This window comes from Paenibacillus sp. FSL R5-0517 (genome assembly GCF_037974355.1).
GTDB lineage: Bacteria > Bacillota > Bacilli > Paenibacillales > Paenibacillaceae > Paenibacillus.
Window position 1 is genome coordinate 5,053,214 of sequence record NZ_CP150235.1, and the last position, 20,917, is coordinate 5,074,130.

The 20,917-nt window shown below is 47.8% G+C and carries 12 protein-coding genes; 5 read left to right on the top strand and 7 right to left on the bottom strand.

Features of this window, described 5'->3' with window-relative positions; genetic code table 11:
- Positions 1–204: 204 nt before the first annotated feature.
- Together MKX40_RS22595 and MKX40_RS22600 are read left to right on the top strand one after the other, a co-directional pair.
- Positions 205–5,175 (top strand): discoidin domain-containing protein, encoded by a 4,971-nt coding sequence (locus MKX40_RS22595; protein ID WP_339236391.1) that lies wholly within the window; start codon positions 205–207, stop codon positions 5,173–5,175.
- Positions 5,176–5,349: 174 nt separating this feature from the next.
- Positions 5,350–6,069 (top strand): SDR family NAD(P)-dependent oxidoreductase, encoded by a 720-nt coding sequence (locus MKX40_RS22600; protein ID WP_339236393.1) that lies wholly within the window; start codon positions 5,350–5,352, stop codon positions 6,067–6,069.
- A 79-nt stretch (positions 6,070–6,148) separates the two neighbouring features.
- On the opposite strand, the gene MKX40_RS22605 is transcribed toward MKX40_RS22600, so the two are convergent.
- On the bottom strand, positions 6,149–7,177 hold the full coding sequence (locus MKX40_RS22605; protein WP_339236396.1) for a hypothetical protein: 1,029 nt from the start codon (positions 7,175–7,177) through the stop codon (positions 6,149–6,151).
- Positions 7,178–7,436: 259 nt separating this feature from the next.
- Here MKX40_RS22605 and MKX40_RS22610 point away from each other — a divergent pair, with 259 nt between their 5' ends.
- Positions 7,437–9,512, top strand: coding sequence for a methyl-accepting chemotaxis protein (locus MKX40_RS22610; RefSeq protein ID WP_339236399.1), 2,076 nt, complete (start codon positions 7,437–7,439; stop codon positions 9,510–9,512).
- A gap of 94 nt (positions 9,513–9,606) precedes the next feature.
- Positions 9,607–10,779 carry an aminotransferase class I/II-fold pyridoxal phosphate-dependent enzyme gene (locus tag MKX40_RS22615; protein WP_339236402.1) on the top strand — a complete coding sequence of 391 codons (1,173 nt, stop codon included), beginning with the start codon at positions 9,607–9,609 and terminating at the stop codon, positions 10,777–10,779.
- Positions 10,780–11,073: 294 nt separating this feature from the next.
- Here MKX40_RS22615 and MKX40_RS22620 read toward each other — a convergent pair whose 3' ends face one another.
- The 4 genes from MKX40_RS22620 to MKX40_RS22635 form a co-directional block, all read right to left on the bottom strand.
- The gene (locus tag MKX40_RS22620; protein ID WP_339236405.1) at positions 11,074–13,122 is read right to left on the bottom strand and encodes an iron ABC transporter permease; all 2,049 of its coding nucleotides are present in this window, start codon (positions 13,120–13,122) and stop codon (positions 11,074–11,076) included.
- Complete coding sequence (locus MKX40_RS22625; RefSeq protein ID WP_339236407.1) at positions 13,119–14,120, bottom strand: iron-siderophore ABC transporter substrate-binding protein; 1,002 nt, start codon at positions 14,118–14,120, stop codon at positions 13,119–13,121. Before MKX40_RS22625 ends, MKX40_RS22620 begins: the two co-directional genes overlap by 4 nt.
- Positions 14,121–14,305: 185 nt before the next feature.
- Complete coding sequence (locus tag MKX40_RS22630; protein WP_339236409.1) at positions 14,306–14,848, bottom strand: CueP family metal-binding protein; 543 nt, start codon at positions 14,846–14,848, stop codon at positions 14,306–14,308.
- A 184-nt stretch (positions 14,849–15,032) separates the two neighbouring features.
- Complete coding sequence (locus MKX40_RS22635; protein ID WP_339236411.1) at positions 15,033–16,886, bottom strand: AraC family transcriptional regulator; 1,854 nt, start codon at positions 16,884–16,886, stop codon at positions 15,033–15,035.
- Between the two features lie 201 nt (positions 16,887–17,087).
- Between MKX40_RS22635 and MKX40_RS22640 the strand changes: the two genes are divergently transcribed.
- A complete protein-coding gene (locus tag MKX40_RS22640) occupies positions 17,088–18,062 on the top strand; it encodes an ABC transporter substrate-binding protein (RefSeq protein ID WP_339236414.1) in 975 nt (324 codons plus the stop codon).
- A 713-nt stretch (positions 18,063–18,775) separates the two neighbouring features.
- Here the strand turns inward: MKX40_RS22640 and MKX40_RS22645 are convergent.
- Entirely contained in the window at positions 18,776–19,807 is a 1,032-nt protein-coding gene (locus MKX40_RS22645) for an NAD(P)/FAD-dependent oxidoreductase (RefSeq protein ID WP_339243161.1), read from the bottom strand.
- Between the two features lie 3 nt (positions 19,808–19,810).
- Positions 19,811–20,827, bottom strand: coding sequence for an ABC transporter substrate-binding protein (locus MKX40_RS22650; RefSeq protein ID WP_339236416.1), 1,017 nt, complete (start codon positions 20,825–20,827; stop codon positions 19,811–19,813).
- Between the last annotated feature and the right edge of the window lie 90 nt (positions 20,828–20,917).

Here is a 20,917-nt window from a genome sequence, read left to right on the forward strand (position 1 = left end):
AAAACGATTAAAAAACCTTTATATTCCAGACCAAATGATCGATATACACATTGGGGCACCTGAATATCCCGTGTTGAGCATTGGATTCACATCTCACAAATGCAACACGGGAGAACAGAATGATACATACGGTAGCGAGTAAGGGAAAAAGATAAGCTCTATCTGGTGAGATGGAAAGGGCTAACAAAGGAGAAGGAGAGTCATATGAAGGTAAGAACGAGTCAAAAAGGAAACACACGCCACAGCTACATCAACTTGATGTTATCTGTTCTGTTATTGATTAGCAGCATCCCGCTGTGGCCAATCTCAAAAGTGCACGCCGCAGATGAGGAACATCATCTGTTATCCCTGAACCGGCCGGTGTACAGTTCCTCATCTCTGGGCGGCAATACGGCAGACCATGTGGTTGACGGCAACAAAAACACCCGCTGGGAAAGCATATGGCAGCAAGATCCGCAGTGGATCTATGTTGACTTAGGCGCGGTGGCCTCCATCTCGGGCATCTCCATCGAGTGGGAAAATGCGTATGCTTCCAGCTTTGATCTGGAAGTATCCAACGACGAGGTCCATTGGCAGTCTGTTTACTCCACAACAAAGGGACAAGGCGGCCTGAACGAAATTGAGGTCACAGCAGAGGCACGATATGTGCGCTTGTTCAGCCATCAAAGAGCACAGCAAGCCTATGGCATCTCTGTATACGAATTCAATGTATACGGGACGGGCGGAGCAAATCCACCGCCCAAACCAGCAGCCATGAACCTTGCACTTGGACAACCGGTTACAGCGTCTTCGGAAGAAATTGATGAGCCTAGCCGTTCAGCCGAGGATAAAGCCAAAATGGAAAAAAAGAATTACGAAGCTCGGAATGTAACGGATGGCAATCCAGATACACGCTGGTCTTCCATCTACAAGGATCAGGAATGGATTGTTGTAGACCTTGGACTGATCCGGGAAATCGGGAACGTATCCCTGCAATGGGAAAACGCTTTCGGACGTGCATATGATATTCAAGTATCCAATGACGCACAGCAATGGACTACATTGTACCGGGAATTGCACAGCAACGGTGGACGGGATGAAATTCCGGTATACGCCGAAGCACGGTATGTGAAATTGGCCGGACTTGGCAGAGGAACAACCAACGGATACTCCCTGTACGCATTTGATGTCTACGAGTATATCGAAGGTGATGCCAAACCTGTGCATACCATTCCGAATATCCCTGAACCGTCATCCGTACAGATGGGTTCCGGCAGTTACGCTGTAAATGACATCACGATGCTGCAGCCGAAAAATCCGAAAAATCGTACGGCTGATATTACGGCGCCTCTCCCTTCCAATAACTGGTGGCAGTCTATTCTTGTATCTGATCTGGGGGATGGCAACAGTCTGGTCACACTCCCACTCAAAAGCAGATATACCAAACAAGGACTTCAACTTCTGAACCCCGGAGCTGGTTACGTTTCGGCTGATGGCGGTTCTATGGACGCTGACGGGGAACCGGATCTGATCATGACCACCAGCAATATGAATCCGGCGGAGGTCAATACCAAGGTGGCGGGATATGGAGATTATTCCTCCACGATCATCATGAGTGATGATGAAACGGCCAAAATGAACACCACGTTTGTGAAGGGTTCCCCTTTCCTGTACAACACCTTCGATAACCCGGATACCATTATTGTTCGTTCGCCCAACATCACACGTCTCTTCGATGATCAGAACCGTGAAATTGTTCTGAAGGATGGAGAATCACTGACGGCCGATCATATCGGCGTTGAAATAACCAATCAGGACAGAGCGCCCAAGCCTCAGACCTTTAAAAGAAATTACGGGATCTTTGCACCTGAAGGAACCGTATTTATGAAACTTGGCAATACGATCAAGATCAAGCTGGGCCAGAGCGAAAACTATCTGTCACTGGCTACCCTGCCGTCCGCGGCAGAGCTGCCTTATTATTACCAGCACGCCTACGCCTTTGTTACCGATACCCAAGTGGACTACAATTATAACGAGAGCACTTCACTGGTAACGACTACCTTCAACTCGGTAACCCAGACGAAACGGGCAGGCTTTTCCTCCGAGACACTCATGGCCTTGTTCCCGCACCAATGGAAACTGGCGACTACTCCGTTAACGGAGCTTGCTTACCCTTCCATTCGCGGCATGATGAAAGTAAGTGAAGGCAATACGTTTACGACACAGGATCGATTCTATGGCATTATTCCGCAGTTTGTTGAGCCGGATGATCCGACCTACTCGCGTGCACAATTAATCAGCTATCTGGATCAGCTTGATGCGGATACGGCAGGCAATCTGATGAGCGAGGATCCTTACTGGCAAGGGAAAAAGCTTCATCCGCTTGCGCTGGGTGTACTCATCAGCGACCAGATCGGAGATACGGTAAGGCGAGACCACTATCTGTCCCTGCTTCGAAACATTTTGACAGATTGGTATACTTATTCGCCGGATGAACCTTTGCACTCGTATTATTTTTATTATTCGGATGAGTGGGGAACCATTTTCCCTTACGGTAGTGGATTTGGTGTTAATACCGGATTGACAGATCATCATTTTACCTACGGCTATTACGTTTTTGCATCGGCTGTACTGGCCACATATGACCAAGCATTTTTGCAAGATTACGGCGACATGGTTGACCTTCTGATTCGGGACTATGCCAATCCTTCACGGACAGATGATCAGTTTCCAAGGCTTCGCAATTTTGATGCGTACGCAGGTCACTCCTGGGCGGGTGGTTACGCCGATAATCGCAGCGGGAATAACCAGGAGGCGGCAGGTGAAGCCCTCTTTAGTTGGGTCGGACAATATATGTGGGGTGAGGTGACAGGCAACAAAGCCTACCGCGACACCGGAATCTGGGGTTTCGTAACTGAAGAAAAGGCTGCCGAGCAATACTGGTTTAATTATGACGGGGATAACTGGCTGGAGGATTACCAACATGCTACGGTAGGTCATGTGTACGGCAGTGCCTACCTGTATGGAACGTACTTCTCGAATGAAGCCGAGCACATTTACGGTATTCACTGGCTGCCGCCAGCGGAATGGATGACCTATTATGGACGTGATCCGCAGAATACTAAGGCTCTCTACAATGGTCTCATCAAGGATCTGGGCGGTCAGCAGGAGCGCACATGGCAACATATTATCTGGCCGTTCCAGTCCATTGGAGACCCGCAAGGTGCTCTAGCCAAATGGAATACGAGCGAGATGCAGCAAAATGAAGTCTTTAACGCGTACTGGTTCATGCACAGCATGGCTTCTACAGGAACACGCACGATGGAAATCTGGGCAGATGATCCGGCAGCAACCGTGTACGAAAAAGACGGCGTCTATACAGCGCAAATCTGGAATCCGTCCGACACTGTCAAAACAGTGCATTTCTACAATGCCAATGGCGCTTTGGGTTCGGCTACCGTTTATGCCAAAGCGCAAGTAAAGGTTAACCCGCTGGAACATTCCGTTGTTAAACAGCCGGATGCCTCTCAGGGTGTAGTCTATCTCGATCGGAGCCAATGGACCATTACGGCATCCTCCAGTTCAGAGCCGGTAGAGCGCATGGTCGACGGTGATCTGACTACACGCTGGTCATCCGGACAGATCCAGCAGCCCGGCGATTGGCTGCATATTGATCTGGGAAGCGAACAGTCTATGGATACGGTATTCATGAACTCCGGCAACAGCGGCGGTGATTATGCTCACGGGTACGAAATCTACGTATCCAAAGATAACGAGAATTGGGGCCAGCCTATCGCAGAGAGCGCTGGAACATCTCCAAGTCTGTCCGTGGAATTGGGCATGCAAACCGCCCGTTATGTCAAGATTGTATTGACTTCCTCTGCGGACAGCTGGTGGTCTATCTCTGAACTCAAGCTTGCCCGATTTGGTAAACTTGACGCAACACCGGACCTCCCACAGCCTGTATCGCTTCCAGATCGCTCTTCATGGATCGTAACCGCCTCCTCTACTCAAGGAGCAGATGTGACGGCCAATATGCTGGACGGAAGTTCAAATACCCTATGGACCAATGGGAGGAAACAAATCGAAGGACAATGGATTACCATTGATCTTGGCCAAAAGAGTTCTTTCGATGCCATAGAATTGGACCCGGGTCATGCGAAAGACGACTATCCGAGACAGTATCGGATCTATGTCTCGGATGACGGCGAACACTGGGGCACGTCCATTGCAGGCGGCGAAGGCACGCCTGGACGCATGTCCATCACCTTCCCTGAACAGCAGGCACGTTATGTGAAGGTGGTACAGATCGGGAATTCCGATCAATGGTGGTCTATCTCCGAGTTGTTTATTCATCATAATGGAACGGGCAAACAAAAGCGGTTGCTGCCAGACGGCTGGTCCGTGACCACTTCCTCCGGAGACGATGCAGCGGCTATACTCGACGGCTCGGACCAAACACGCTGGACCTCCGGTCAGACTCAAACAGGCGGCGAATGGATTCAGATTGATCTGGGGGCCTCGCAGCCAGTGAATCGGATTGTGCTGGACAGCGCGCACAGCCGGGAAGACTTTGCTCGCGGTTATGAAGTATTTACTTCCCTGGATGGAGAGCAATGGGGGGAAGCCCTGGCTTCGGGTGAAGGATCATATCCGCTGCTTTCTATCCCCTTTGCATCACATGAAGCACGTTATATTAAGGTCGTACAGACGGGTACTGATGCTCATTGGTGGTCCGTAGCTGAATTAGAGGTCTATACCGCTGATCAGACGCCCTGGATATCCGGGGAACTGGATCATCTGCTACCTGCTGAACTGGATCGAACATCATGGACAGCGACTGCCTCCACCTCTGGAGATGTTGTGGCGATGCTCGACGACGATCTGAATTCACGCTGGACCTCTTCATCTGGTCAACACGCCGCTCAATGGGTCCAGATTGATCTGGGAAGCAAGCAGAGCTTCAGCCGCTTGACCATGGATTCGGGGAGCAGCAGTAACGATTATGCTCGCAGTTTCCAGTTATTCACTTCTGATGATGGCGAGCACTGGAATGGAGTTACGGAAGTCCTGGGAACAGAACCCGTCATTTCACATACGTTCTCCAAACAAACCGCGCGATACATCAAAATGGTTTTGACCGCGGACACTCCCGAGTGGTGGTGGTCCATTGCCGAGTTAAAACTTTACCATTAATGTCATCACGATCTGTTCAACCACCTCTCTCCCGTTCTTGCGGGACAGGGGTGGTTTTTCTATGCCAAGGATGAAACATACCTCATTCAAACTTCATGTTCCATACATCACCTCTATAGTAAGATATAGATTAATGTATATTCACTAAATGCTATTCAACAAGGAGTGTTCCGTATGAAAAATATAATTGTCTTTGGTGCAAGCAAGGGATTGGGTGACGCATTCGTTAGAGGTGTGCCACAGTCCGGTGATAAAGTCTGGGTGGTTTCCCGCAGCAAGCCGGAAAGTCTGAACGTAGAGGATGGCGTCCAGCGAATATGGATTCAGGCCGATCTTTCCGAACTTCAGGCCGCGGAGCATATTGCCAACCAGCTTCAAGGCGAGACGTTGGATGTGCTTATTTATAACGTGGGGATCTGGGAGAAGGAAGGATTTGAAGAGCACTATACGTTTGATCGGGATGAACCCGCAGATATCAGTCAACTTATTCATGTGAATGTGACCTCAACGATTGTATGTATACAGGCTTTACTGCCTCATCTTCGCCAGTCAGAGGCAGGCAAGATCATCCTGATCGGTTCAACAGCCGGTTTGAGCAATGCAGGCAACAGCCAGGTTTCATTTGTCGCCTCCAAATTTGCCATACGGGGTGTTACGGAAGCTCTAAGAGAGCATACGAGAGAGGACCGCATCGCGGTGACATGTATCAACCCGGGAGAACTGGCGGCAGCGATTCCTTATGAAGACGGAATGGAACGTGCACTCGCCGAGTATGACGGAACCCGTATTCCCTTACAGGATATGGTCGCCGTCGTTCGATGTATTATCAGCTTATCCAAGGCGGCCTGCGTGAAAGAGATCAACATACCCGCATTAACGGATATGAACACTTAGATAGCGATGACATCTGCCCGCACAACCGGTTCGTTCAGTGCGGGTTCGCTATGTATACATACGCTGGACTGAAGACCGTCTACATTAATACATGCGACAAGTGTGCAATGCCTATGGAATTCATGCGTTCATGCTCAGGAATATTTTCATATAACAAATTCGACTTTCCTGCCTTGGCCAGGTGATCACGCATAGCGGCAATCCGTCCTTTGTTCACACCAATATAACGAAAATCAATTTGGCGCAAGTGCTCCAGCTCGGTCAGTCCAGCAAAAGAATTCGCCTTGAGCGCCGTATTTATCTCCTTTAGTTCAATAGATTCCAAAGTGCCGGCTGTCCATAGATGTTCGGTATCCCGCAACGATTTCATATAGTCCAGTTCGAGCTGTCTGAGGCAGGTCATCTGGGAAAAGTCGCATAACTGCTCCAGCTTGGGCAAGGACAGATGCAGATACTCTAGCCCATGCATCTGTTCGATTCCCTGAACACTCGTCAGCTTGCGAACAGAGCTTAGCTTCAACATCGAGATAGTTGACTCTGTCAATACATCCAGTCCACCTTTTAACTCGCCATGATCCAGGGACAGATATTGAAGCATGGGCAGTTCAGCCAACACATCGAGTGATTCAATAGAGCAGTTCAGAATGATGGTGTTGAGACTTAGGCATGTTGCAATGGAAGCAAAATCTTTGAATTTGCCGCGGAGTTCAAGAAAGGTTAGTTGGTTGTAGTGTTCAATAAAATTGAGCCGGGTTGCCTTTGCAGGTGAAATCAACCTTAGAAACTGCAGTTGCTTCATCGCACCCAAAATCGTCAAATCCTGTGCCTGCGAAAGATCAAGCTGCAAGGCAGACACATGCTTCAATTGGGCAAGTCGCCCCAAAAATCCTGATGAATATCCCCCTTTAGGGTCCACATGCGATATGTGTAAAATTAGATCTGGGCGGGCAAAGAACACTTTGGCATCTAGCTCGGCAAGGTCCTCGTATGTATCCGCGTCGACGCGAAAATGAACCGTTGCTCTGCGGCGCAACAGATGCACCGCCTGGTGCATCTTTTCGGCATTCCATGGAGCCCCTTGTATCGAAGCGTGCCATACTTCACTCACAGATAATCCCCCTTTTTACACCCCTATAGTTCCAATTAATTCCATTATAAACAACATTACCTGGATGAACCACTACTGAACCCGGTTTTTCATTCCTATTCTCTTTTCAACCCTTCCTTTCATTTTCCTCATCTTCTAGTCCCTTTCCTTCCTGTTGCTTTCAATATTAATCGACAGAAATCTACATAAAACTATAGGATATGCCGACATATAACTTAGGCGTTTTGAGCTTTTTATTACTCATCTGGGGAGATGGAATATGTCGAACATGTTGAATAAGTGGGGTAAAAAGGGAGCACGGACATCCAGTATGGCAAATACGTTGTCCATTGTGCTGCTCGTCATCATCGTAGTCGTCTTTTCCGTGCTGGGAACTTTTATGTTCGCAAGCACACGAAACATTCTGGTAAAGCAGCAGGAATCCATGCTCCAGACCAAGACACAGGCTATTGTTAGTGAATTTGATGCGCTATTCAAAGAAAAGGGCGCGCTGGTCAAACAAATGTCCACCAACACATTATTTAAGCAATACATAGAAACAACCGCATCTGCAGCAGATGCGGCAAGTTCAACCTACGCTGCTGAAACACAGGCGACACTGGCTGAAATTGTTAAAGCAGAGCCCTCATTTGCCGATGCTTGGGTCGCGGGTCTGGATGGAAAAGGTTTTTGGATTCAAAATGATGGTGTCGTCTCTGCTCCGGACTTTGATATCCAGTCACGTCCATACTACAAGCCTGTTACCGGTGCAGACGGGCTTTATTTCTCCGATCCGTACATTGACGTTGCAGCAGGCGACGTACTTATGGGAATCTTTTATCCCATCAAAGACGACAACAATAACATGATCGGCTTCGCTGCAGCGGATATTGCGTTTAAGGATATTCCAGCCATCATGGAGAGTTATTCGCTTGGTAGCACGGGCTATTCCATGCTGCTGTCCAAGAGCGGGGAAATTCTGTACCATCCTGATCAAGAGAAGGTGCTGAAGGAGAACATCCTGGACAGTACGGGGGACATGGGGGAGATCGGCAAGAAAATGCTTGCCGGCGAACACGGCATACAGCTTATGAATGACAATGGGGAGCGTCGCTATATCGGCTACGCTACCAGCAAGGATACGGGATGGTCCGTTGGTCTGACGATAACAGAGAAAGAAGTACTGGGTGAATTAAAAACTTTCACGTGGATTACGCTTGGCGGTTTTGCTGCAGCCACTCTTCTGCTTGTGATTATCTGTTATATTACCCTTCGCCGTCTGTTACGCTCCATACCACAACTGCTGGCCAAGATCAAACAGATTGAACAAGGTGACCTCACCGTGATACTGGATATCAAATCCAATAATGAAATTGGACAGATCGCCACAGGTTTGAATTCCATGGTACAAAAAATTCAAGGTATGCTGCAAATGGTCGGCAACTCAGCGCAAATTCTGAACCAGTCGTCGAATGATCTGCAAGCCATCTCCTCACGAACGGCTGTGACCATGAATGACACATCGACAGCGATTAACGAGATTGCCAATGCCACGAATTATCAGTCCATTGAAACGGAAAATATCTTACGCAAAACAGGCTCGTTATCCAGCCAAATCGATGAAATTGCCACCGATACACAGGCTATGGGGACGGTCGTACAGACATCTGCCGATCAAAGCAGCCAAGGTCTTGCGGTCGTGGAGCAATTATCGAAATGGTCGGAGGAAAATCATCAGTCCACCCAAGCGGTATCCTCTATTATTCAGGAGATTGATCTGAGCCGGAATGAAATATCCAGTTTTGTAGATACGGTTAAACAGATTGCCTCTCAGACGAACCTGCTCGCCTTGAATGCCTCCATTGAAGCCGCACGTGCTGGCGAACATGGAAGAGGATTTGCCGTTGTTGCCGAAGAGGTTCGCAAACTTGCAGAACAGACCGCTCAGGCAACAGAGGAAATTAACAAAAAAGTGAATATGATTGAAGAGAAAACAACCCTGTCGGTTGAACATACTATGCGCGGTATGAAGATTGCGGAGGAAAATGCCAAATCCGTCGAAGATACCAAGCATGTATTCTTCAGCATTAACCAAGACCTGAAAGATCTACAGCAGCGTATGATGCAGATTACCAACAACACCTCCAATGTACACAAACACAAAGATGAGATATTCCAGGCACTGGAGATTATTTCTTCCACCACAGAGGAGAACTCGGCATCGACGGAAGAAGTAAGCGCCAGCACGCAGGAGCAGCTGGATAGTATTGAACAGGTAGCTGATCTGTCGAAACAGTTGAACCAGCTATCTGGCAAACTGCAAGAGGAATTGAGCCAGTTTAAAGTGAAGTCATGATCCACAGGCGTTCCCCTGCTCTTCTCTTTTCGTCGCTGTCCATTTATTATTAATGAATATGTGTACGAAGAGGATTGGAGGCTGAATCATCATCATGAACTTTGCCAGACGAATGGATCATTTCAACGAAGGAATTTTCACACGGCTACTGGAGATCAAACGCCGCAGACTGGAGAACGGACAGCCGGTTATTGATCTCAGTGTGGGCACGCCAAATATCCCACCTGCGCAGCATATTATAACTGCACTATGCGAGGCCGCAGCTGATCCGGCTAATTATATATATGCAGTGAATGATCAGAGTGAGTTGCTGCAAGCTGCTAGCGATTGGTACAAGCAGCGCTATCAGGTCGAGCTGGACCCGGCATCACAGATCTGTTCCTTGCTCGGTTCACAGGAAGGGCTGGCACATATATCCCTCTCCATTGTAGATGAAGGTGATCTGGTGCTGGTTCCTGACCCCTGCTATCCCGTCTTCGCGGATGGACCGCTACTGGCAGGTGCTGAACTGTATTATATGTCGCAAAAAGAAGAAAACGGGTATGTTATTCAACTTCAGGATATACCGGAAGATATCGCCCATCGTGCGAAATTCATGCTGGTCTCCTATCCTAACAATCCAACAACCGCAATGGCACCGGATCAGTTCTATCTGGACCTGATTGCCTTCGCCAAAAAGTATGATATTATCGTGCTTCACGATAATGCTTACAGTGAACTCGTATTTGATGGAAAGTCTTGCGGAAGCTTCCTCGCGTTCCCTGGCGCCATGGACGTTGGTGTGGAATTCAATTCCTTATCCAAGACCTATGGCCTGGCCGGAGCTCGAATCGGCTTCTGTGTGGGTAATACAACCATGGTTTCCATGTTGAAAAAGCTAAAATCCAATATGGATTACGGGATGTTTCTGCCGATCCAAAAAGCAGCAATTGCTGCCATTACCGGCGATCAATCCGAGGTTGAACGGGTCAGAGCGATATACGAACAGCGCCGAGACATCCTCTGTGAAGGCTTCAGCCAACTCGGTTGGCCTATTGCCAAACCGGAAGCAACCATGTTTGTCTGGAGTCGCATTCCGGCTCACTACGACAGCTCAGAGCAATTTGCCATGGATCTGGTCACACATGCGGGTGTCATTGCAACCCCAGGCAGTGCCTTTGGTCCTTCAGGCGAAGGTTATGTTCGATTCGCGCTTGTTCAGGAGGTTGAAGTACTGCAGCAAGCTGTGGAATCCGTCAATCACAGCGGGATTTTGAAATCCAGCTAACAGGAGCATCGTTAACATGTGCTCAACCATCAATCCCCTCATGGTCTACAGAGAGTATGAGCTTCACGTTTGATACGTGATCTCAACTTCTTGAAGACCTGAGGGGATTTTGTCATTTGGTGCGGGACCAGACATTCATTGGATGGATGCTACTTGTGTGTGCCTTCCAGGGTCCGACAAACCATTATTGATAAACCTCAGTTGTCAGTTCAACGGGATTCTAAGCTGGCAGCTAAATGTTGCCAAGGTATAGCCAAAAGCCTGCTCGGGGAGCAGGCTTTTGGTTTCAATCATTTATACAGACTTTCGCCAGTTAGAACGATACATGAGATACAGGAAGTACGGTGTTCCAATGATCGCAATGAGTATGCCTGATGGAATCTCTGTCGGTGCCATGACGGTTCTGCCGATAGTATCGGCGAGCACCAACATGACTGCACCCGCTAATGCGGATAGGAACATGGATCGTCTTAACTTATTTCCTGTCAGTAACCGAACCATATGGGGTGCAATCAAACCGATGAAACCGACGGTTCCTACACAAGCAACAGCCCCTGCTGCAAGTAAAACACCAACCGCCATGGCCAATAATCGTGTACGACGTACACCCAGACCAAGTCCGGATGCACTATTATCGTCAAATACCAGCAGTTCGAATCTGCGTGCCAGCCACCAAGCCACCGGTACCAGAATCACCAAAAATAATCCGATAACCTTTACCTGATCCCAGGTACGAGCGTAGGTACTGCCTGTCAGCCAGATATATCCACTGCTACCGTATACCGCACCTCGTACAATCAGGATTTGAATACCTGCTCCAGCAATGGCAGACATCGCAATCCCCAGCAACACCACTGCAGATGGGTTTAGCCCTTTCTTCCAGGCAAGTGAGAACACAACCACTGCGGCAATGGCTGCACCGATGATTGCTGCAATCGGCAGCAAGTAACTTGGAAGACCCGGCCATAAAATAATAACCATCATTGCTCCGAGACCTGCACCAGAGGAAACACCCACAATTGAAGCATCCGCCAGCGGGTTCCGAACCGCCATTTGAATCAGCACACCGCTAATGGCCAGTGCTGCACCCGCACCTGCGGCAACAAGGGTACGTGGAATCCGAAGCTGAACCAAGGCGGAGAACAGTCCATCCGACTGGAACAGACTCGGCAACAGATCAGCCAGTGGAATCCGCATCCCGCCAAACATTGTACTGAGTAAGATAAGTCCGACAGTAATGACTGAAAATAAGACGGCCACGGGGCCGTATGCAAAGCGACGCGAAGTTGCTCCCGTGCTCATGGAAGTGGACATGCCTGATCCATTCGCAGCCTTCATTCGTTTGAGCACAAGCCAGATGAGCCACGGTGCACCAATGATGGCCATAACAGCACCTGTTGGCAACTCCATACTGGAGTTATGCACCATCTTGGCAAGCACGTCTGCCCCAACCAGAAGCGCTGCTCCCCATATAAACACACCGGGTAACAGTAATCGGTTGGAACGTACCCCACTCAATCGTACCAGATGGGGTGCAACCAATCCCACGAAGCCAATCGGTCCAATCACACTGACAATGACTGCAGCCAACAATACGGCGAGAATTAAACCACCCGTACGAGCCAATCCAACCTTTTGTCCCAAAGAAGAAGCCGTTGATTCATCCAGCTCCAGCATATCCCACTGTCTGGACATGATTAACGCTAGAAGGGTTATGCCAATCACCCAAGGCCACGCATAAGACACACCACTCCAGTCATTCTGGACAAGTGTTCCGGAGCCCCAAAGAAATAACCCTTGTGTCTCCATGGAGAAAAATATATGTAATGCACTTGTAAATGAACCAAGCACCATCGATACAATCATACCTGACAATGCCAGTCGAACCGGACTTGATGTTCGTCCGCCGCCCATGAAATAAGCTGCAAAAGCGGCCAGTAAACCACCAAAAGCTGCGAAAAGAAAAGGAGACTGACTTAACAAACCCGGAAAAGCGATAGCTCCTAGCACCACTACAAAGTACGCTCCTGCATTAATGCCCAGCGTATCCGAAGCAGCCAGTGGATTACGTGTAATCGTCTGAAGCAAAGCGCCTGCTACAGCCAGTGCACCGCCTGCAAGAATACCAATCACCGTACGCGGCATCCGCAAATCCCAGACCATATTATGCTCTAATGAATCCTGTCTGCCTGTGAGCGATTCCCAAACGACATGCAAAGGAATGGATGCCTCTCCATAAATTAGACTTACAAAAAAAAGCACGATGAGAGCGGTTAAACCGCCCCCATATATGCTTATTGTGCGCCAATTCATCGTTGGCTTGGATCTTTGAACCGAACTCATTTAGTAATCGCCTCAACAACACCGTCAACCAATACTTTGGAGGAGATCGGTCCACCAAAAGTCCATGTGGTGCTATCCAGTTGATAAGTGCGTTTGTCCTTCACGAAGTTCAGTCCGTTCCAAACCGAGTTATCTTTCATGGCTGTGCCAAAAACGTCATCGTCTGGTTGAGTGATGTAAATGAAGTTACTGTCCTTAACAGCGGTCAACGACTCAATGCCTACTGTCGAGAAACCGTAGTTCTCCAGTTTTTCCGGCTTCCAATCATTCACCAGACCAATTTTGTCCAATGTACCGATAACAACCGAATTATCCGTAAACATACGCAGGCTGACTGCATTTTGATACGTGAATGCTTGTGTCAGTGCAAAGTTGAAATTCTCTTTACCCGCAGCAGCCAGCTTTTCTTTGGCTTCTACATAGTGCTGATCGAGATCACTAAGAACTTGCTTTGCTTTGTCTTCTTTACCGAGAGCTGTTGCAATGGTATTAAAGATTTCTGTCATTTTGTCATAATTATAGCCATCGCCATCATACGGATCGAATTCAATGGTTGGTGCAATAGCATTAAGCTGATCGTAGACCGCATTATTGTTATCTGCGTTAGCAATGATCAGATCCGGCTTCAATGCAGCGATAGCTTCCAGGTTCGGCTCACCGCGTGTACCGATATCCGTTACACTGTCATCCAGTGCTGCTTCGGATGTTACCCACACTTTATAGTTAGCGTTATCTGCATTACCTACTGGCTGAACCCCCAGGGCAACAACATCTTCCGTATATGTCCATTCAAGTGTAACGACACGTTCTGCTGGCTTGTCCAACTTAAGCTCTCCACGTTTATGCTTCACCGTAACAGGACCTGCTGTCTCTTCAGCGGGAGCACTGCCCGTATTAGTACCTTGACTTGTATCTGTTGTAGTCGTGGTTTTACCACAACCCGCCAATATCAGCACAAATGCCAGCATGATCAACAGTCCGTTTAACCCTTTTTTCATATCTTGATCTCCCCTGTTTATATGTATTTATATGATAACAATTATCATTATCACTATTGGATTATGCCGTAGGAATGAATTTTTGTCAATGAAAAGTACTTTATTCCAACTCTTTTATAAAATAAAAAAAAGGAAAGGGATTGCTCAACGGCCATCCTTCCCCTTCTATTGCTTGTCTATTGGCGTTAACTCAACTGCATCGTAGTGATACAAGTATTATCATTTTCGTATGTAGACAATTGCGCTTCTGCAACCTTTCCATCTTGAACAATACGAATCAGATAGGTTCTGTCTCTTGGCACCCAAAAGTCCATGAATCCGTTCGCACCAGACTTGATCACTTCGTCTTTCATAAACGTGTTGCCTTGGGAATCGTGAATGGTAACACTGAATTCCTTATTGCTCATTTCCCCCTGACAACCAGTTAAGCTATGAATGGCACAGGGATGGGTCTGATCCACATAGGGTGCAATGGAAAGGAAAAATTCATTTTCAGGCAAATTATATGTAGTCGTATGTTTATCTTGATCGGTGACAATTAACTGTTTGGCATTAATGGAGGCTGATTCCGGCGTCTCTTTTCCTGTGCTGATCTCTTCCACCAATTTTCTGATGTTAGGCGCATTGGCTGTACCTGCCTCTTCCTTGCCCGTATTACTTGCGATCAGGTATGTTCCGATCACAATGACAATTGCAACACTTGCAATGATCCACATTTGTTTTTTCATCTGGAGTCCATCTCCTCGTCCGTTTTCATTAAGTATAATGGAGAACATACCATCATGGACCTATACAGCGAGGAATTCACCAGATATTCACATATATGGTGGGTTGATTACCGAACGTATCATATGTGGAATATCTGATTGAATTGAACGTTTATCTGTTCATACTCTTACGTAAGTGGCATATTCAACGTGCCATAATCAGCTCTGCCATTTCTTCGGCTTGCAGCACCGCCGACAACGGGTCGGACAGAAAATATCTATTCCAATCAAGGTTAATAATCCGGCAGTGCTCTGTCTCGATCGATTTCTGCCATGGTTTGACTGAAGATGGATCATCAGAACCATGTCTTGGACCATTATCCAACACCAACAGGTAGTCCTCCAGATACCCACCTACCGCACTCCGCGCAATATCCAGAGATTCCAGACCCGGCTCTAGCAACTCCTGACGAACCTTGCCTGCCGGCTTCAAGTTCAGTAATCCGTAGGCCGCCTTACCTCCACGTGTTCCCGTATCTCCCACAAGGGTAATATGTTCTCCCCAATTCGGATCGATGAGGGTAAATGTCTTCTCAGAAGAAACCTTGCTCGTGATCGTTTGCTGCAAAGTATGTACCCTCCGCATGTATTCCTTAATCCATGCTTCAGCTTCTGTATGTCGGTTCAGAATACGCCCCATCTGACGGATCCCCTCCGGGACAGAGCCGTATCCACCCCCTCCATAGACTACTGTAGGCGCAATCCGGGCATAGGAAGCATAGGCAGCAGGATTCCACGTGATAATGAGATCCGGTTCCAGTTCAAGCACCTTTTCAAGGGAGATAAAATTATGATTGCCAATATCCTGTACTTGGTCGCAGATATAAGGCTCCAGCATTTGGTTGCTTTCAATGAGTGAATGCGGCGCTCCGAGAGGTGTTACTCCCAATGCCAGTACTTCTCCCAAATTCCAGTCCACAACAACACGGCTAGGCTTGTTCGGTATCGTAATCTCGCCCATGCTTGTGGCAAACATCCGAGCTCTGGCTCTTGGCATCACGGACGCCGAGGACTTCCTCACTTGGACTCCGTTCAAATCTATAATATCCTGTTCTGACATGGTCTGGTCAGCTTCAAGTATGGGTATCTTTCGCTCACTCCATTCCGGATAATGACTCTCCAGAGAGGCGTGTGGTTGGAATGTTTGCAGGGCTAGATCTGGAACATTGCTTTCTCGACGCTTCCTATAATACTCAGGAGAACCCCCATAGTGTTTCTTGAAGTAGCGACTTAGTGTATAGCCGTTCTCATAGCCTACTCTCTCGGCTATTTCCTGCAAGGTCCCTTTCGTGCTTACCAGTAGTTTCATTGCATGTTCCATCCGAATCTGTAACAGCACACGACCGGGACTTGTGTTCAATTGAAGCTGAAACAACTGGTTCAGATACCTTGGACTGCAATCCAGCATATCAGCTACCTGTTCCATCTTGAGTGGTTCCGCGTAGTGACGGTGCAGATATCGCACTGCTTGATCTACCCGGTCCAGCTTCGTACGTTTCTTCCTCTGCTCTTGCAATTGTTTCAGCATCTCGGCGAGCCATTGGTAGAATAATGCCTTGGTTTGAATCCGGCCTGCTGACTGTAGTTCATTCCACTGTCTGTATATCCATTGCATAATCTCAATTAAAGGCATTGGATACCTTGGTTCAAATCCATAACTTACTTGCAGAGAATCTGACCCGGAACTGGTTAGGGAACTTCCCATATTGGCCCTCTCTGGCTTTGGTGACGAATAAGACAACATATATATTTCAATCTGCTTCTTAGCAAGACAATTCAGATGCGTTCCTTTGGAGGCGTGCAGAACATAAGCTCCTTTAATCTGATGCATCGCTTGCCCAAGCCAGATCTTCCCCTTGCCATTCGTAACCAATAAAAAAGCATTCGAGGGAAGCGTCCACGTATCAGGGTCTCCACTGATGTTAACAGTCATGATTTGAATATCCAGTAATCGGATGGTTATATGCTCCCATAATGCCCCGTATTCTTCTATGTTCATCGTCATGGACCTTTCTATTATTTCTCGTTACCACATCCATAGCTTTGCCTCATCATATATGATAATCATTCTCAACTCAACCTGCGACCGAGTTCTGAAATGGGTATGCTTTCACTTCCGAATCGGTTATTGTGCAATCGCAAGTTTCCCTCTAGAGTTGTATTAAATGAAAATCATTATCAATTAGAAAGAGGGTTCTTCATGTTGTTTGCGAAAGCTTGGTATCGTATGCTCCTGCCTGTTTTGCTGATTATGGCCATATTCATGAGTGGTTGTGCCCAGAACGGGAAAGTGGAGCCAGCTGCGACAGAAACAGAAAACACCGTACCACAGACAAGAACACTTTCCACGATGATGGGAGACGTTACCGTCCCCCTCACCCCGGAGCGGGTTGTTGTCGACTGGAATATAGGACATGTTCTGGCTGTCGGCGTAACACCTGTTGGTGTGCCGAGCAGCCTGCTGGATTATGGCATGTTCCTGCGTGACAAACTTGTGGATAGCGCGGATTTGGGCAACCATAGTGAGGTTTCACTTGAGAAAATGGTAGAGTTGGAACCGGATCTGATTATCACATGGGATCAGGAGAAATTTCAGACCTATTCCAAAATCGCTCCGACTGTCGTATTCGTGCCCGATCAGTATGATTCCATGGAAGACGAGGTAACCGCCATGGGCGAGATTCTGAATCGCGAAGCAGAAGCCATCGCGTGGAACGAATCGTTTAAACAACGGATCGCAGCGGCTCAGGCCAAAATCAAAGGCGTGATTCCGGACGAAGCCACCTTCACGGTTGCCGATTTCAACTTCTTGAAAAATCCCGCCATTATCGGCAACAGTGCCAATCGTGGTGGAAGAGCAGCCTATGAATTGCTCGGACTGACTCCAGCACCCAAGGTGAAGTCAGATCTTCTGGACCAAGGTAAAGAAAACTTGGAAGCCAGCGCAGAGGTATTTGGAGAGTACGTGGGTGATTACCTGCTGATGATGGTTACAGAAGGCACGAAGGATCACTCCCTGTTGCCTAATGTCTGGGATAACCTGCCTGCGGTGCAGAACAATCATATCTTCAAACTGGATATCCATAAATATTTCACCGCTGATCCCTATACCTCCATTCTACAAGCTGAAGAGATCGCAGATCGACTCGCAAGTGGACAGACGGAGCTGAACTAGAGGAGTCTATAATCTATTGAAAACCAGCGAAGAATGCGAACACTGGAAAGCCTTTGAAACTTAACGTGTCTGTCTGGAGCAGTCAAGCGTACTGAATCCCGAATGTGTGAGAACACACCCTTCAAGTGAGAGTAAGCGATGGAGGCGTCGTAAAAGTAGATTTCCCCCTCCCAATGAAAAGCCACGCTTCGGGCAAGACTCTGGGCGAGATTCAGGATCGTCCTCCAGGCCAGCCGCCGGTTGGATCAAAACATTGAGCGAGCATAATGAGTTTGGTGCATCAAGATACTCAGCCCTGCGGCCATGTTTACGTGCTAACGAATCTGAGGCGTCTTATTCCAGGATTTGAAGCCACTGCGAAAATCTAAAGAACTTGAGACACGCTATATCCGAGAAAAGAGCTGTTTTCAATCTGTTTATCAGGGAATTTTGGTAGATAACGTGTCTGAGGTTCCTTAGAGGATCACCAATCCATCCTTAGGTAATCTTCTATCCATTCGCCAAGATTGGCAGTCTGGGATTCAAGACTTTTTATCCAGCTCAAAAAAGGAGTAAACAAACAGCGCCCACCAGAATGATTCAGGTGGCGCTTTTGTTTGCCTTAAATATGTTGCTATTATCAATAAGGATATGCAAAAAGCCCGACGCAATTTTGAGGCAATCTCGAAATTGTGCCGGGCTCTTCAGATTGACTTCCATCCGTACTAACCCAACTACGTAGTGGAGAGAGCTTTGTTTTTCTCATAGAATCTGGCATTGTGAGAAGATACACCTGCCATATCCGAGGCACCAGGTTCCAGATACATCTTGGCACTGTTGACCGCAAGCACCGCATCGTTAAAAGCACCTGCAATTAGCCTGACTTTACTTCCATAGGTGATGAAATCACCTGCTCCGAATATGCCTGGAATATTGGTACGCATACGCTGATCAACGGAGACGCCGTAGTCTTCACGCGCCAGTCCCCATTGCACGAGGTTGCCAAAGTCACGATCATACCCATGGCTTACGACGACTTCATCCACCGCGACAGGTATGATCTCACCGGTCTCCACATGGACCAACTCGACACGATCGATTTGATCACCTGTACCGTATAAGCGAGAGATGGTATAGGGTGTCATGACTTTGGATTGAGCTTTCATCTGGGCAACAGGTGACTCATGTCCGCTGAATTCATGGCGCCTGTGTACTACCGTAACTTCACTTGCGATCTTGCCCATTTCATTCGCCCAGTCGACTGCGGAATCGCCGCCACCCGAGATCAGAACTCGCTTCCCGGCAAAACGGGACAGATCGGTTATCGTATAATGAAGATTCGTCAGTTCATACCGATTGGCACCCTCGATATCCAGCTTTTGCACCTGAGTCATGCCTCTGCCCGCACATAACAGGATGGTACGTGTGTAATGATGCTCTCCTGTCTTGGAAATGAGTTCAAATACACCATCCTCACGTCGTTCAAGCTCGGCTATTTCCTGTCCAAACACAATCGTTGGATCGAATGTCCTCGCTTGCCTTTCCAGTGAATCAATCAACTTCTCACAGCGAATCGGATCAACCCCGCCCACATCCCAGATCAGCTTCTCCGGATAAGTACGCATGAATCCGCCCAGTTCCTGCTTGGCCTCAATGATCTTGGTACGCATGGCTCTCATGCCACTGTAAAATGAGGCATACATGCCAGCAGGCCCACCACCAATGATTGTAATGTCATAGATATCCATGTGTGTCTCCTTCGTCATCATCTATGGCACCAACTTTTCAACAACGTAGTCCATCAGTTTTACAGAACCGATCGGACCTACACCGGATACGAATTGGCTTGTCTTCAATGGGAAGACATGATCATTCTTCACAGCCTCCAGATTCGACCATACCTGGCTTGCTTTCAGATCTTCCATGGATTTCTTCGTGTCATAACCCACGAGGGTTCTGTCTTCCAGGAAAATATAATCCGGATTCATCTCAGGCAAGAATTCCAGTGAAAACTGGCTAAACCAATCTGTAGAGTCTTTGATAGCCTCTGGGCTATTCAGACCCAAGATATCATAGAAGAAAACACTGCTGCTTCCTCCTTTGGGACCCATGAACCGGTAACGATTGTGCTCTACCCGGAGAACCAATACGGTCTTGTCTCCCAGGGCTGCCGCAATTTTCTCTTTCGCTTGTGAGGCTTTCTCGTCGAATTCAGCCAGTATTTTGACAGATTCTTCGGTCTTATCAAATAGGGCTGCCAACTTCGGCATGGCACGCTTCATTTCACTGTTGGCATCCAGTGCCACCGTTGGAGCAATTTTGGATAACTCGTCATATACACCCTGTTCCATGCCTTCGCCCGCTGTAAGGATCATATCCGGTGACAACGCCAGCAACTGCTCATAGTTATATTGGTATTGCTCCACTTCGATAACCTGAACACCATGTTCTTTAAAATAAGCAGGGCGGTATTCCGCTTCAACTTCGGGAGTTAACAAAACCATTTGGGGTGTAGTCCCCATCTCAATCAGATACTCGGCATAGATCGAATCAAACACAATTAAATTTTGAGGATGGGCAGGAATCGTTACTTCCCCAAACTGATCCTGCACCACTTTAGTTCTGTTAGCATCCTCTGCTTCGTCTGTTAGACTCGCTGCTCCTTCAGTTGTAGCTCCAGCTGTTCCAGCTGCAGCGTTCTCTTCAGTAGTTCCACCGGAACATGCGGCCAGCATCATACAGACCACCAACATCAAGATGGCCAATCCTTTGAATCTTCGTGACATGATATACTTCGCCCCTTATCTATAATGATAATGATAATTATTATCAAATGGTATCAAATAAGAAGTGCCGCTTCCATAGCATATCGTGCG